Source organism: Aeromicrobium fastidiosum, assembly GCF_017876595.1.
GTDB lineage: Bacteria > Actinomycetota > Actinomycetes > Propionibacteriales > Nocardioidaceae > Aeromicrobium > Aeromicrobium fastidiosum.
This window is the reverse complement of record NZ_JAGIOG010000001.1, coordinates 3,421,839-3,435,710: the sequence shown is the minus strand read 5'-3', so window position 1 is coordinate 3,435,710 and position 13,872 is coordinate 3,421,839. Positions and strand designations below refer to the sequence as shown.

Sequence of the window (13,872 nt, the reverse complement as noted above, 5' to 3'; positions counted from 1 at the left end):
TTGATGAAACGCAGTACCACAACGATTCGCCTCGCTGCTGTGGCAGCTGCCAGCGCGCTCGTGCTCGCAGCCTGTGGTGGCAGCAGCAGTGACAGCGAGGGTGGCTCGGACGACGCAACGGCCGCCGCTCCCGCCGCCAAGGGCGATGGCACCCTGACCATCGGTTCGCTCCTCCCGCAGACCGGCAGCCGGGCCTTCCTCGGCCCGCCGGAGTTCGCAGGCGTCGACCTCGCGATCAAGGACATCAACGCCGCTGGCGGCGTGCTCGGCAAGGACGTCGTGGGCGTCAAGGCCGACTCCGGCGACACCGACTCGGGCATCGCCCCGGCCGAGACCGACAAGCTGCTCAAGGCCAAGTCCGACGTCATCATCGGTGCCGCGTCGTCGGGCGTCTCGAAGACCGTCGTCGACAAGATCATGTCGGCTGGCGTCATCGAGTACTCGCCGGCCAACACGTCGACCGACTTCGACAACGGCGACTTCTCCAAGCCCGACCTGTACTTCCGCACCGCGCCGTCCGACATCCTCCAGGGTGCCGTGCTGGCCAACCTCCTCGTCGAGGACGGCCGCCAGAACGTGGCCATCCTGGCGCGTCAGGATGCCTACGGCGAGACGCTGGCCAAGGAGATCTCCAAGAACCTTGAGGCCGCCGGCTCGACCGTCGCCGCCAACGTCCTCTACAGCGAGAAGACCGGCCCCGGTGACAGCCAGATCACCGAGATCGCCGACTCCAAGCCGGATGCCATCGTGCTCGTCGCGTTCGAGGAGACCACGACGATCGTCCCGAAGCTCATCCAGGCCGGCGCTGGCCCGCAGGACGTCCCGACGTACTTCGTCGACGGCAACACGGCCAACTACGGTGAGGGCGACGCGGCGACGCTGCCCGACGGCACGCTGAAGGGCACGAAGGGCACGATCCCCGGTGCTGAGGCGACGTCCGACTTCAAGGAGCGGCTGGCCACGGTCAACCCCGACCTGAAGGACTACTCCTACTCGGCCGAGTCCTACGACGCCGTCATCACGTCGGCGCTGGCTGCCATCGTGGCCGACAGCGACGCCGGCGAGGCCATCGCCAAGGAGCTGCCGGGCGTCACCGAGGGCGGCGAGAAGTGCGACTCGTTCGAGAAGTGCGCCGCGCTGCTCAAGGACGACCCGAAGACCGACATCGACTACGACGGTGTCTCGGGTCCGATCGAGCTTGGCAAGACGGGCAGCCCGACGGCCGCCTCGATCGGCATCTACGAGTACGACGGCAAGAACAAGATCAGCCCGGTCAAGTACATCGCCGGCAACATCTGATCGACCGATCATGCTGATGCAGATCAGCTGACTCGCAAGGGCCCCGGTGCTTCGGCACCGGGGCCTTCTGCGTGCCCGCGCCCCGCCGCCCGCTCCCGCGGGGAACGGATGTCTCTGCGTTGAGGTTGCTGGGGCTACGTGAACGTCGAAAGATCGGTCGGGCCCTGGCCAGCGGAGACGGATGTCTCTGCGTTTGTGTTGCCGGGGCTACCGCAACGTCGAAAGATCGGTCGGGCTCTGGCCGGCGGGGACGGATGTCTCTGCGTTGGTGTTGCCGGGGCTACCGCAACGTCGAAAGATCGGTCGGGCTCTGGCCGGCGGAGACGGATGTCTCTGGGTTGGTGTTGCCGGGGCTACCGCAACGTCGAAAGATCGGTCTGCCCGGCGCCGTCCGCGGCGGCGGGGGACAGACGAATGCCCGGCACCGTCACGGTGCCGGGCATTCGATGTGGTGAGGGGTCAGTCCTTGTCCTGCCCCAGGGTGCCCAGGTACAGCTCGATGACGCGGGGGTCGTTCGACAGCGACTTGCCGGTGCCGGAGTACGCCGTCGTGCCGTGGTCGAGGACGTAGCCCCGGTCGCAGATCTGCAGGCAGCGGCGGGCGTTCTGCTCGACCATGATGACCGAGACGCCGGCCTTGTTGATGTTGCGGGTCTGCACGAAGACCTCGTCCTGCAGCACGGGGGACAGGCCCGCGGACGGCTCGTCGAGCAGCAGCACCGACGGGTCCATCATGAGCGCGCGGCCCATCGCCACCATCTGGCGCTCGCCGCCCGACAGCTGGCCGGCTCGCTGCTTGCGCCGCTCACCGAGCCGGGGGAAGAGGTCGGTGACGAACTCGAACCGCTCCGCGAACTTCTTGGGCTCCTGGTAGCAGCCCATCTCGAGGTTCTCCTCGATCGTCAGGCTCGGGAACACGTTCTCGGTCTGCGGCACGAAGCCGATGCCCTTGGTGACGAGCTGGTCGGCACGCTGGTTGGTGATGTCGCCGCCCTTGAGGGTCACGCTGCCCTCGTGGATCTTGACCAGGCCGAACAGCGCCTTGAGCAGCGTCGACTTGCCGGCACCGTTGGGGCCGATGATGCCGACCAGCTCACCGGGCTGGCAGTACAGATCGGCGCCGTTGAGGATGTTGACGCCCGGCAGGTATCCCGCGATGAGGCTGTCGGCCCGCAGGACGGCACCCTCGGCGTTGGCGACGTGCTTGTCGCGCTCGGACGTCGTGGTGGGTGACTCGGTCATGACTTGTTCTCCTCCGCCTCGGCGTCGAGCTCGGCCTCGGCCTCGGCCTCGAGGTCGGCGGCGTCGATCTCGGTGATGTCGGTGTCGTGGTGCGCGCCCAGGTAGGCGTCGATGACCCGCTGGTCGGCCATGACCGACTGGGGCGTGCCCTCGGCGACGATCTGGCCCTGCGCCATGACGATGACCCAGTCGGAGATGTCGCGCACCATGTCCATGTCGTGCTCGACGAACAGCACCGTGCGACCCTCGTCGCGCAACGACTTGACGTGTCCGAGCAGCGACTGCTTGAGCGCCGGGTTGACGCCGGCCATGGGCTCGTCGAGCATGATCAGCTCGGGATCGACCATGAGGGCACGGGCCATCTCGAGCAGCTTGCGCTGACCGCCGGAGAGCGATCCTGCGAAGTCCTCGCGCTTGGCGTCGAGCTTGAACCGCGCGAGCAGGTCGTCGGCACGGACGGTGTTGGCGTCCTCCTGAGCGCTCCACAGCGACTTGAACGCGGCGGAGAAGAACTTCTCACCGCGCTGACCCGTGGCACCCAGACGCATGTTCTCGATGACCGTGAGCTTGGACAGCACCTTGGTCAGCTGGAACGTGCGCACCATGCCGCGGCGGGCCACCTTGTAGGCGGGGACGTTCGCCAGCGACTTGCCGTTGAACGACCAGTCGCCCTCGTCGGGCTCGTCGAAGCCGGTCAGCAGGTTGAACAGGGTCGTCTTGCCGGCACCGTTGGGGCCGATCAGCGCCGTGATGACACCGCGCTGGATCTCGATGTGCTCGACGTCGACGGCCTTGAGGCCTCCGAAGGTGCGGGTGATGTTGCTGCCCTTGACGATCGGGTCGGGCTTGGGGGCTCCGGGTTCGTTCGAGACACCGGCCAGAGCGGCGCGTGCCTCACTGAGTTCAGCGGCCATCGATTGCAATCTCCCTTCGGTCTCCGAAGATCCCCTGTGGTCGGAAGATCATCAGGAGCATGAGGCCCAGTCCCAGAAGGATGAACCGGATGAGGCTGGCCTGGGTGTTGGTCATCAGCCACTCGGGCAGCAGCGGGTCTGCTCCGCTGGTGGCCTGGCTGAAGAACGATCCGATGCCGGCGATGAGGAACCAGAAGATCATCGATCCGACCACGGGTCCGAGGACGCGGGCCGCACCGCCGACCAGCAGCGCCGCGTAGGCGTAGAACGTGAACGTCGTGTTGAAGTCGGTCGGGACGGCCGAGCCCTGCTTCAGGATGTGGAATATGCCGGCGATGCCGCCGAACACGCCACCGAGGACCAGCGCCTGCATCTTGTAGGCGAAGACGTTCTTGCCGAGCGACCGCACGGCGTCCTCGTCCTCGCGGATCGACTTGAGCACGCGTCCCCAGGGGCTGCGCATGAGGGCGAAGACGACCAGGCAGCTGATCGCGACCAGGACCCATCCGACCGTGATCGACCAGAGGTCGTTGCGGCTGAACGAGACGATGCCGAGGTCGATGCCGTCACCATAGGGGTTGAGGCGCTGGTAGGTGCCGACGAAGCCCGTGAGGCCGTTGGAGCCGCCGAAGGTGCCCTTGAACTCGACCGCGCCGAACACGAGTCGAAGGATCTCGGACGTCGCGATCGTGACGATGGCCAGGTAGTCGGCCCTCAGCCGCAGCGTCGGGACGCCGAGGACGAGCGCGAGGATGACCGCGCCGAGCATGCCGACGATGATGCCGAGCCAGAACGGGAGGTCCCACGTGACGACCGAGACCGCCAGGCCGAACGCCGCGATCGACATGAAGCCGGCCTGGCCGAAGTTGAGCAGACCGGTGTAGCCGAAGTGCACGTTGACACCGATGGCGGCGAGCGCGAACACGATGGCCTGTGGACCGAGAGCCGCTGACAACGCGGCGTCGATGATGTCGTTGAAGTTCATGATGCTCGCCCTATCCGATTCGCTGGGCTTTGCCGAGGATGCCTTGCGGCCTGACGAGGAGGATCAGGATCAGCACCACGAGGGCGCCGACCTCCTTGATCGATGCGGGGACGCCGAAGACCGGTCCGAGCTCGACCATCAGGCCGATGACCAGTGAGCCGATGAGTGCGCCCCAGATCGTGCCGAGGCCTCCCAGCGTGACGCCCGCGAACACGAGCAGCAGCAGGTTGAAGCCCATCTGGAAGTTGACCTGCTGCTGGACCGCGAGCAGGACGCCCGCGAGTCCGGTCAGCGCCGTGCCGAGCACCCACACGGCCGAGATGACGCCGTCGACGCGCATGCCGGACGACGCCGAGAGCGCCGGGTTGTCGGACACGGCCCGCATGGCCTTGCCGAGGCGGGTGCGCATCAGGGCGAAGCACGTCACGAGCAGGGTCACGACCGAGATGAGGACGATCGCGATCTCCTTGTGCGACAGGTCGATCGGGCCGTAGCTGTCACGTCCCTGCACGACGTACTGCGAGAGCGTGCGGGTCGACCCGCCGAAGCTGTACTGGAAGATGCTGCGCATCAGCAGGGCGAGGCCGATCGACACGATCATCATCGCGATGAGGCCCGTGCCGCGGTTGCGCAGCGGCCGCCAGAGGCCGCGGTCCTGCAGGAACCCGAAGGCCGCCGACGCGATGACGGCCAGGACGCCGGCCGCGACGACGGGGAGCCCGAAGCCGCGGTTGAACACGTAGGTCGAGATGGCGCCGAAGGTGATGAGCTCGCCGTGGGCGAAGTTGGTCAGCCCCGTCGTGCCGAAGATCAGTGACAGGCCGAGGGCGGCGAGCGCGATCAGCAGGCCGGCGATGATGCCCGACCGTGTGCCGTCGACGATCTTGCTGCCGAGCGATGCCTCCTGGACGACGACCGCGCCGATCTGGAACTGCACGAAGTTGGAGGAGGCCAGCTTCACCTGGACGGTCTTGACGGTCTCTCCGTTGCCGCTCAGCTTGACCCCGTCGGGCAGCGTCTTGGGGTCGAGCTCGACGACGTAGGTGCCGTTGCCCTCGATCCCGATGCTGACGCGACCCTTGGAGTCGGTGGTCTGCGTGCCGACCTCGGTGCCGCTGCGGCTGTCCTTGAGGACCGTGAGGCTGACGCCCGGGACGGGCGCGGGCTTGCCCTCGCCGCCCTTCAGGTCGAGCAGCGTGACGGTGATGTTGGCACCCGGGACGATCGGGTTGTCAGCTCCGGTGCCCGAGCCTGCGGCGGGGGTCGGGCTGGGCGTTGCCTGGGCGAGCGCAGGGCTGGGGGCGAGGAGCATGAGGACTCCTGCCACCGCTGCGAGTAGGGCCGCGAGTCGCAATCGCACGCGTGTACTCCTGTCGGCTTGCAAGGGGCAGTGCATATGTGGTCCTCGGACTATAACCACATGCAGGAGTCATCGGCGCGTGCAACGAACCGAATCAGGTAACAGTTGGGTTTCGGTCGTTGTGGTCAGGATTCAGCGGGTCGCGATGACGATCTGGCACAGGATCGGCGCCACGACGAGGGCGGGCAACAAGTCGGCGACGGCGAAGGTGCGCAGGTCGAGCAGCCGCAGGGCGACGCCGACGAGGATGAGTCCGCCGGTCGTCGTGAGCGCTGCGAGGTGCGCATCGGGCAGGAACGATCCGAGCAGCGCGCCGAGCAGCGTGAGCGCGCCCTGGATGACGCCGACGGAGATCGCCGAGGCCATGACGCCGATGCCGAAGGACGCCGCGAAGGCCAAGGCGGCGAACCCGTCGAGCGTCGCCTTGAGCAGCAGCTGGTCGGCACCGTTGCCGAGCCCCTCGTTGATCGAGCCGAGGATCGTCAGGGGGCCGATGCAGAACACGAGGGAGCTGATCACGAATCCCTCCACGAACCGGTCTCGTCCGTCACCGTCCCCGCGGGAGAGTCGCCCCTGCAGCCACCCGCCGAGGCTCTCGACCCTGTCCTCGAGCCGCAGCGCGGACCCGACGACGCCTCCCACCACCAGCGAACCGAGGACGATCAGCATGGGCGCGCTGCTGCCGACGGCGTCGGTGAACGCCGGGTCGGACACCGCGACCGCCGCCTGGCCGGCGATGAGCAGCGTCACGAGGCCGAGAGCGGACGTCACGGTCGTGCGCACGTGGGGGCCCAGCCGGTGCCCGACCAGCAGGCCGAGCCCGGAGCCCACGACGACGGTCGCCACGTTCGCGACGGTGCCGAAGCCGACGAACATGTATGGTCTCCCTCGAAGTTGATGGTTCAACCGGGTCGGTCGACCCGGTGCAGCGCGTAGTGTGTCATTCCAGCTCGGCCACCTTCGTGCACGAGCCCAGGACGAGAGGCAGCAACGGCATGTCGGCCCGACCGCACATCGTCCTCCGGGACGCCGATCGCGAGGACGCCGCTGCGCTCGTCGCGCTGTGGACCGAGTGCCTCGAGGCCAGCCACGACGAGGGTTCCGAGGCGTTCACGCAGCAGTCGCTGTGGCGCGAGCCCGGCGTCGCCGAGGCGGCCTCCGCCCTCGAGCTCGCCCTGAGCCGGCCCGACAAGCGCATCATCGTCGCCTTGATCGACGGCGAGATCATCGGTGCCACGGTCTGCGACATCAGCACGCTGACGCCCATCACGCTGACCCGCATCCTGATCGTCACCGAGATCCAGGTGTCGCCGCGCTTTCGTCGCAGGTCGGTCGCCTCGACGTTGCTGTCGGCGGCCGCCAGCCACGGCGAGGACCACAACTGCGAGATCGTCGTCGCCGCGATCCCCGTGCACTCGCGCGAGCCGCATCGCTACCTCACCAAGATCGGCTTCAACCAGATCGCGGTGGTGCGAGCCATCCAGGCCAGCAAGCTGCGCTCGCGCCTGACGACCCGGGCGACCAACTCCCGCGACACGGGCAAGCTCATCGCGGTGCGTCGCACCCTGCGCCGCAGGCAGGGCCAGCCGCGCAGCGCCAAGCCCCGTCCCTGACGCAGACGACCCATGCGCAGCCGATCACGTCGGTGGCGACGACTAGAGTCGCTCGAGTGGACCGCCTCCTTCTGATCGACGGCCATTCGGTCGCCTACCGCGCCTTCTTCGCCCTGCCCGTCGACAACTTCGCGACGACGACCGGGCAGCACACCAACGCCGTGTTCGGCTTCACGTCGATGCTGATCAACGTGCTGCGCGACGAGGCCCCGACGCACGTCGCCGTGGCCTTCGACGTCTCGCGCAAGACGTTCCGGCTCGAGCAGTACCCCGAGTACAAGGGCAACCGCTCCAAGTCGCCCGAGGAGTTCACGGGGCAGATCCCGCTGATCAAGCAGGTGCTCGACGCGCTGCACATCCAGACGTTCGAGAAGGACGGCTTCGAGGCCGACGACATCATCGGCACGCTCGCGACGCAGGCCGAGGCCGCCGGCATGGACGTGCTGATCTGCACGGGCGACCGCGATGCGCTGCAGCTCGTGACCGACAAGACCACGGTGCTCTACCCCCGCAAGGGCGTCTCCGACCTGGCCCGCATGACGCCCGCGGCGGTCGAGGAGAAGTACGGCGTCATGCCGGTCAACTACCCCGACATCGCCGCGATGGTCGGCGAGACCAGCGACAACCTGCCGGGCGTGCCCGGGGTCGGGCCCAAGACGGCCGCCAAGTGGCTGGGACAGTTCGGCTCGCTCGACGAGATCATCGCCAAGGTCGACCAGATCCCCGGCAAGGCCGGCGAGTCGATGCGTGCGCACCTCGACGACGTCATCCGCAACCGCAGCATCAACGCGCTGATCCGCGACCTCGACCTGCCGGCCGGTCCGCTCGACCTCGCCTTCACGACCGAGTGGGACCGCGACGCGATCCACACGGTGTTCGACGCGCTCGAGTTCGCCGCGCTGCGCACCCGCCTGTTCGACTACCTCGGCGGAGGAGACGAGCACGTCGCGGGCGATGCGGCCGTCGCGATCGACGTCTCCGTGCTGGGTGCCGGTCAGGTGCAGCCGTGGCTCGACGAGCACGCGGCTGACCAGGCCGACGCCGTCGGCCTCGACGTCGCGGGCGTGCTGCGCCCCGTCGGAGCGCGGGCCGACGCGATCGCCCTGGCGGCGGCCGGCGGTGCCGCGGCCTGGGTCGACACCACGACGCTCGACCCGGCCGACGACGCGGCGCTCGGCACGTGGCTGGCCGACCCGGCACGGCCCAAGGTGCTGCACGACGCCAAGGGCCAGCTGCACGCGCTGCAGGCCCAAGGCTGGACGTTGGCGGGCGTGCGGGCCGACACGGCGCTGGCGACCTACCTCGTCAAGCCCGACCAGCGCTCGTACGACCTCGCCGACCTGTCGCTGCGCTACCTCAAGCGCGAGCTCGGCACCGGCGGCGACTCGGGGCAGCTCGCGTTCGACGACGACTCGGCGGGTGCCGAGACCGCCGCACAGCGCGCCCGGGCGGCCCTCGACCTGTGGGCCGTGCTCGAGACCGAGCTCGAGCAGCAGGAGTCGTTGACGCTGCTGCGCGACCTCGAGCAGCCGCTCATCGACGTGCTGGCCCGCATGGAGTCGCGCGGCATCGGCGTCGACACCGATCACCTCGACACGCTGCACGCGGAGTTCACCGAGCGGATGCTCGCCGCGGCCCAGGACGCGTACGCCGCGATCGGTCGCGAGGTCAACCTCGGCTCCCCGAAGCAGCTGCAGGAGGTGCTGTTCGAGCAGCTCGAGATGCCCAAGACCAAGAAGACCAAGACGGGCTACACGACCGACGCCGACGCGCTGCAGCAGCTGTTCGTCAAGACCGAGCACCCCTTCCTCGCCGCGTTGTTGGCGCACCGCGACGTCACACGGCTGCGGCAGACCGTCGAGGGGCTGCAGAAGACCGTGCAGGACGACGGTCGCATCCACACGACGTACGCCCAGACTATCGCGGCGACGGGCCGGTTGAGCTCGGCCGATCCCAACCTGCAGAACATCCCGATCCGCACCGAGTCGGGCCGGCGCATCCGCGAGGCCTTCTGCGTCCGCGAGGGCTACGACACCCTGCTGACCGCCGACTACAGCCAGATCGAGATGCGCATCATGGCGCACCTGTCAGAGGACGCCGACCTGATCGAGGCGTTCCGGTCGGGCCACGACTTCCACACCGTCATGGCCGCCAAGGTCTTCGAGCGCGATCCGGCCGACATCGACGGGGGGCTGCGCGCGCGCATCAAGGCGATGAACTACGGGTTGGCCTACGGCCTGTCGTCCTACGGGCTCAGCCAGCAGCTCAGCATCACGACCGGCGAGGCACAGCGCCTGATGGACGACTACTTCGAGACCTTCGGCGGCGTGCGCGACTACCTGCGCGGCCTGGTCGACGAGGCCAGGCAGACCGGTTACACCGAGACGATCATGGGCCGCCGGCGCTATCTTCCCGATCTGCAGAGCGACAACCGGCAGCGCCGGGAGATGGCCGAGCGCATGGCGCTCAACGCCCCCATCCAGGGATCGGCCGCCGACATCATCAAGGTCGCGATGCTGGGGGTCGAGAAGGCCCTCGCCGACGCCGGACTGACCTCGCGCATGCTGCTGCAGGTGCACGACGAGCTCGTGCTCGAGGTCACCGACGCCGAGCGCGAGCAGGTCGAGGCGCTGGTGCGCGAGCAGATGGCGTCGGCGGCCGAGCTGTCGGTCGACCTCGACGTGTCGGTGGGGGTGGGCCGCACCTGGCACGACGCCGGTCACTGAGCCTTGCGGGTGCCGTTCGGCAGCGTGAGCAGGGCGACCGCCAAGGTGCCGGCCACGCCCGCGACCGTCAGCACCAGTCCGGTGATGTGCACGTCGAGTCCGTAGGCGATCGTGACGACGGCGACGACCGCGACCCACAGCAGAGGGGCGACCCCATGCGCGTGGCGGGCGAGGGCGTCGAACACGAGCAGGTGCACCAGCGCCAGGATCGAACCCGCCAGGGCGAACAGCCACAGCTCGTCGGCGATCTCCTCATAGCGGTCGCCGCCGACCAGGATCAGGGCCACGTGTGGCAGCACCGCGGTCGCGAGGACCGCGACGCCGCCGAGCGCGGCGACCATCGCGGCGGCCCGGAGGCGGGCCGACGTCGTGGTGGCGCGAGCCAGGTCGCCGAACACGACGACGCTGACGAACTGCGGCAGGAACAACGCGGCCTTCGCGAGGATCAGGCCTGAGGCGTACAGGCCGCTGTCGTGGGCGTCGAGGGAGTTGCGCGCCACGAGGGCGTCGAGATTGCTCAGCACGAAGTAGGCGAGCAGCACATGTGACGAGAGGGCGATCTCGCGGACCAGTGGCCTCAGGGGCTGCGGGGTCGTGCGGCCCATGCGCAGCACCGAGACGCCCACGATGACCGGCAGCCAGCCACCGATCGCGATACCGATCATCGCGGCGGTCTGCGTCGGACTCACGAGCAGCGCGATGCTGCCGATGACCAGGCGCCCCAGACCGCTCGACAGGTAGATCGCCATGAGCAGGTTCCAGCGACGCAGTCCCTGGGCGATGCCGGCCTGTGCGCCCATCATGGTCAGCGGGACGAGAGTCGCGCCCGCGAGCACCACCAGCAGGGGAGAGGGCAGCCTGAGGAGGGGGGTCAGCACGACCGTCGACGCAGCCACGGCGACGCCGACGGCAGCAGACATCCACGCGGAGACCCTCAGCGTCTGCGCGATCACCTCGGGCAGGTCGTCGGGCTCGGCGACCGCGAGCCGCCGAGCTGTCACGGCCTGCACGGCGAGCGCGACGACCGTGCCGATCAGCAGGATGCCCAGCAGTGCGGTCACGGCTCCGAAGTCGGAGGGCACCAGGGTGCGGTTGGCAGCGACCGTGAAGCCGTACATCGCGGCGTTCATGCCCACCATGCCGATCGCGACGGTCAGCCCGGGCTTCGCCTCGACGGCGGGCGCACCCGTCCCGCTCAGTCGGTTCACCTCGCCACGATATCTCGACACCCGATCAGGCGGCCGTGTCAGAACGGATCGTTGCCCGGCTGGTCGTGCCCGAGCAGCCCGGCCGCCCGGTGCAGCCGCAGGCGCAGCAGCACCTTGATGACCAGGTTGCGGATCCACCAGCCGGTCTGACCGAGCATCCGGAGCCGGGAGCGGGTCGTGGGCCGGCCGATCTCGAAGCGGGCGAGGGAGCCGGTGCGGTCGAGGAAGACGAGGTCGTTCGAGGGCAGCGCTGCGGCGAGGAGGGCGAGCGTGACGCCGAGCGAGGAGAAGGCGTCGTGCACCAGCACCCGGTCGCCCGGCGAGAGATGGCGACGCCACCGGAGGTCGTCGATGCAGCTGCCCATGTCGTGCTTGCCGTCGACGAACAACAGATCGATGGGGCCGGTCCAGGCGTCGCGCACGGCTCGGCTGTAGTCGGCGACGACCCGCACCCGGTCGTCCAGGCCCCGGCTGGCGAGGTTCTCCTCGAGCAGTGCCTGGACCGACGGACCGGCGTACCGCGTCGTCGTGACGAAGGGATCGATCGCGACCACGGTGCTGGCAGCGGCCCGGGCGCCCGCGGCGAGGACGGTGGTCGATCGGCCCTGGTGCGAACCGATCTCGACGATCGTCGACCCCCGGCCCAGGCGTCTGGCCTCGTCGTGGAGGACGCGGGCCTGGTCGCGGGTCAGCCATCCGGGCACGAGATCGCTGGATGCGAAGATGTGACCGAAGTCGTCGTCGTCCAAGGGGTCCTCCATGAGCAGTCGGTTCAGCATAGGGCCGGCGCGGGCCCGCTCCGTGCTGCTCGACGTGTGGGTGCTCGTGCCGTCGGCCATCCTCCTGTGGCCGCTGCTGACCTCCGGCGGATACCCCCTGGCGAAGGACCTCGTGTTCACGCCGCAGCCGCCCTTCACGCTCGACACCCTGGGGCTGGGGGCCGAACCGCCGCGCGCGGTGCCCCTCGACGCCGTGGTGTGGCTCGGCTCGTGGTTCGTCGGCGGTGCGGTGCTCGCGCGCGTCGCCCTGCTCGCGGCGCTGCTGCTCGCGGGGTGGGGCGCGCACCGGATGCTGCCGAGCGGCCCGTTCGCGGCGCGTCTGCTCATGGCAGGCATCGCGGTCTGGAACCCGTTCACGGTCGAGCGCCTCGCCCTGGGCCAGTGGGCGCTCCTGCTCGGCTATGCCGCGACGTGGTGGCTGCTGCCCGCGGTCGGCGTCGCGCTGCAGCGCCGCGACGCGCGCAGCACGGCCCGGGTCGTCCTGTGGGCGGCGATCGCCTCGGTCACCCCGACCGGCGGGGTGGTGGCGCTGCTCGTGGTGCTCGCCGTCGTGCTGGTGCGTGGCCGGGAGCGGATCGGCGCGGTCCTGCTGGCGGCGGTCCTCGGGCTCCAGCTGCCGTGGGTCCTGGCGGGCTTCCTCGGGGCCTCGGCCCGGTCCGCCGATCCCGATGGCCTGACCGCGTTCGCCGCCCGGGCCGAGTCGGGGGCCGGCGTCCTGGTCTCGCTCCTGGGGCTCGGCGGCATCTGGGACGGGTCGAGCGTCCCGGTCTCGCGCGAGGGCGTCACGCCGGTCGTCGTCGCAGCACTGGTCGTGGGCGGTGTGCTGGTGCTCGCCCTGATGCCTCGTGCCCGGCGGGAGCTGCCGATGTGGCGTGAGGCGATGGTGCTGGGCGTGCTGGGCCTGCTCATGGCCGGTGCCACCTCGACCCCGATCGGGCGCGACGCCGTTTCGGCCCTCATGTCCGTCCCCGGGGTCCCGCTGCTCCGAGACGCCCAGAAGTGGATCCTCCTGCTCGCCCCGCTGGCACTCGGCTCCATCGCGCTGGTGTTCGCGCTGGGCGCTCGCGCCCTCCGTCTGGGTGCCTGGCCGGCGGTCTGGGTCGTGGCGGCGATGTGCGTCCCGTTCCTCATGCTTCCCGACGGGGCGAGCACGGTGTCGAGCACGGTACGGCCGGTGCAGTACCCGTCCGACTTCGCCGCCGTCCGGACGGCCCTGCAGAACGGCCACGCAGGGGCCGTCGTGGTCCTGCCGTGGCGGTCGTACCGGGCGTTCACGTGGGGGAGCGACCAGAGCGTCTTCGATCCGGCCAGCCGGTGGTTCGACCGCGAGGTGATCCGCGACGACACCCTCCAGGTCGGAGGGCTGGCGGTCTCCGGCGAGAGCCGTCGGGCTCGGTCGGTGGCGGCATGGGTCGACGACGGCAGGCTCGACGCCAGCGACCGCGAGGCGCTGCGGGACACCGGCGTCGGATGGGTGCTGGTGTACGCCGACGACCCGGTCGCCGGTGAGCTCGACCTGGCCGGGCTGACGCCCGTGGCAGGCCGAGCCGATGTCGTCCTGTACTCCCTTGGTGACGCCGCGAAGGTTCCGGGGCCGGGGGTCGCGAAGGTCGTCGTGATGGCGTCAGGATTCGCTCTCGCGGCGCTTCTGGTGCTGGGCTCGGCCGTGGCGGTCGCGGTGCCTCGCCGCCGCCGCGATCGCACCGGTGCTGACCCCTCGGACCTGTTACAGTGACGACGTCTTCA

At 69.4% G+C, this 13,872-nt stretch carries 11 protein-coding genes; 4 read left to right on the top strand and 7 right to left on the bottom strand.

Going from position 1 to position 13,872, the window contains the following annotated elements; genetic code table 11:
- The first annotated feature begins 39 nt into the window (after positions 1 to 39).
- Complete coding sequence (locus JOF40_RS17060; RefSeq protein WP_246152840.1) at positions 40 to 1,299, top strand: ABC transporter substrate-binding protein; 1,260 nt, start codon at positions 40 to 42, stop codon at positions 1,297 to 1,299.
- Positions 1,300 to 1,758: 459 nt separating this feature from the next.
- On the opposite strand, the gene JOF40_RS17055 is transcribed toward JOF40_RS17060, so the two are convergent.
- The 5 genes from JOF40_RS17055 to JOF40_RS17035 form a co-directional block, all read right to left on the bottom strand.
- Positions 1,759 to 2,541: an ABC transporter ATP-binding protein gene (locus JOF40_RS17055; RefSeq protein WP_129182081.1), complete on the bottom strand. Its 783-nt coding sequence runs from the start codon at positions 2,539 to 2,541 to the stop codon at positions 1,759 to 1,761.
- Positions 2,538 to 3,455 carry an ABC transporter ATP-binding protein gene (locus tag JOF40_RS17050; RefSeq protein WP_129182080.1) on the bottom strand — a complete coding sequence of 306 codons (918 nt, stop codon included), beginning with the start codon at positions 3,453 to 3,455 and terminating at the stop codon, positions 2,538 to 2,540. Before JOF40_RS17050 ends, JOF40_RS17055 begins: the two co-directional genes overlap by 4 nt.
- Positions 3,445 to 4,440: a branched-chain amino acid ABC transporter permease gene (locus tag JOF40_RS17045; protein ID WP_129182079.1), complete on the bottom strand. Its 996-nt coding sequence runs from the start codon at positions 4,438 to 4,440 to the stop codon at positions 3,445 to 3,447. The genes JOF40_RS17050 and JOF40_RS17045 overlap by 11 nt, the downstream gene beginning before the upstream one ends.
- A gap of 10 nt (positions 4,441 to 4,450) precedes the next feature.
- On the bottom strand, positions 4,451 to 5,752 hold the full coding sequence (locus JOF40_RS17040; RefSeq protein ID WP_209674684.1) for a branched-chain amino acid ABC transporter permease: 1,302 nt from the start codon (positions 5,750 to 5,752) through the stop codon (positions 4,451 to 4,453).
- A 180-nt stretch (positions 5,753 to 5,932) separates the two neighbouring features.
- Positions 5,933 to 6,676 carry a DUF554 domain-containing protein gene (locus tag JOF40_RS17035; RefSeq protein ID WP_129182075.1) on the bottom strand — a complete coding sequence of 248 codons (744 nt, stop codon included), beginning with the start codon at positions 6,674 to 6,676 and terminating at the stop codon, positions 5,933 to 5,935.
- 119 nt (positions 6,677 to 6,795) lie between these two features.
- Here JOF40_RS17035 and JOF40_RS17030 point away from each other — a divergent pair, with 119 nt between their 5' ends.
- Together JOF40_RS17030 and polA are read left to right on the top strand one after the other, a co-directional pair.
- A complete protein-coding gene (locus JOF40_RS17030; RefSeq protein WP_188111788.1) occupies positions 6,796 to 7,413 on the top strand; it encodes a GNAT family N-acetyltransferase in 618 nt (205 codons plus the stop codon).
- Positions 7,414 to 7,469: 56 nt separating this feature from the next.
- Positions 7,470 to 10,139 carry a DNA polymerase I gene (gene polA / locus JOF40_RS17025; protein WP_129182071.1) on the top strand — a complete coding sequence of 890 codons (2,670 nt, stop codon included), beginning with the start codon at positions 7,470 to 7,472 and terminating at the stop codon, positions 10,137 to 10,139.
- On the opposite strand, the gene JOF40_RS17020 is transcribed toward polA, so the two are convergent.
- The gene (locus JOF40_RS17020; RefSeq protein WP_129182069.1) at positions 10,133 to 11,347 is read right to left on the bottom strand and encodes an MATE family efflux transporter; all 1,215 of its coding nucleotides are present in this window, start codon (positions 11,345 to 11,347) and stop codon (positions 10,133 to 10,135) included. The two genes, polA and JOF40_RS17020, sit on opposite strands and share 7 nt — an antisense overlap.
- A gap of 38 nt (positions 11,348 to 11,385) precedes the next feature.
- A complete protein-coding gene (locus tag JOF40_RS17015) occupies positions 11,386 to 12,108 on the bottom strand; it encodes a class I SAM-dependent methyltransferase (protein ID WP_129182067.1) in 723 nt (240 codons plus the stop codon).
- Between JOF40_RS17015 and JOF40_RS17010 the strand changes: the two genes are divergently transcribed.
- Complete coding sequence (locus JOF40_RS17010) at positions 12,107 to 13,861, top strand: MmpA family trehalose lipid delivery protein (protein ID WP_129182065.1); 1,755 nt, start codon at positions 12,107 to 12,109, stop codon at positions 13,859 to 13,861. The two genes, JOF40_RS17015 and JOF40_RS17010, sit on opposite strands and share 2 nt — an antisense overlap.
- Positions 13,862 to 13,872 lie beyond the last annotated feature (11 nt).